This is a genomic window from Wolbachia endosymbiont of Tettigetta isshikii (assembly GCF_041154185.1).
In the GTDB taxonomy this organism is placed as follows: domain Bacteria; phylum Pseudomonadota; class Alphaproteobacteria; order Rickettsiales; family Anaplasmataceae; genus Wolbachia.
In genome coordinates this window covers 1-731 of the sequence record NZ_JBFTEN010000045.1, presented here as the reverse complement: position 1 = coordinate 731, position 731 = coordinate 1, and the positions used below count along the sequence as shown (strand labels likewise).

The window sequence follows — 731 nt, the reverse complement described above, 5'->3', positions numbered from 1 at the left end:
GGCATTACCATCTCTTTCCCTTCCAGCAATTTTATACTCCCCGTTACATCTGTTGTCCTTATATAAAATTGTGGCTGATAATTCGCAAAAAATGGCGTATGCCTCCCTCCTTCTTCTTTCTTCAATATATACACCTCCGCCTTAAACCTCTTGTGTGGCATTATTGTCCCTGGCTTTGCTAACACCTGCCCTCTCTCGACTTCTTCTCTCTTTGTCCCCCTCAACAGTATCCCTACATTGAGTCCTGCACATCCCTTGTCCAGTAACCTCTTAAACATCTCAACACCTGTACATATCGTGTTCTGCGTCGCTTTTAACCCTATTATTTCTATCTCTTCTCCCATCTTTATCTCTCCTTTTTCTATTCTTCCTGTTACTACAGTTCCACGCCCCGATATCGAAAATACATCTTCTATCGGCATTAAAAATGGTAAATCCACAGGCCTCGGCTGATCAGGCACATACTCATCTAATGCTTTCATCAATTTATCCATTGATTTTTTCCCATATTCACTATTTTCGTCACCTTCCAGCACTTTCAATGCCGAACCCACAATAACTGGTACTTCATCTCCAGGAAAACCATACTTTGTTAACAATTCTCTGACTTCCATCTCCACCAAACCAATCATATCGTGATCAGCAACATCAGCTTTATTTATGTATACCACAATATGCTTAACACCAACTTGCTTTGCCAGTAATATGTGTTCCCTTGTTTGTGGCATCGG

At 41.2% G+C, this 731-nt stretch carries 1 protein-coding gene; it reads right to left on the bottom strand.

Annotated features, from left to right (window positions below; all coding sequences use genetic code 11):
* Positions 1–731 (bottom strand): EF-Tu C-terminal domain-related protein (locus AB6N09_RS05640; protein WP_411131949.1); only part of this gene is annotated, 731 nt, incomplete at both ends.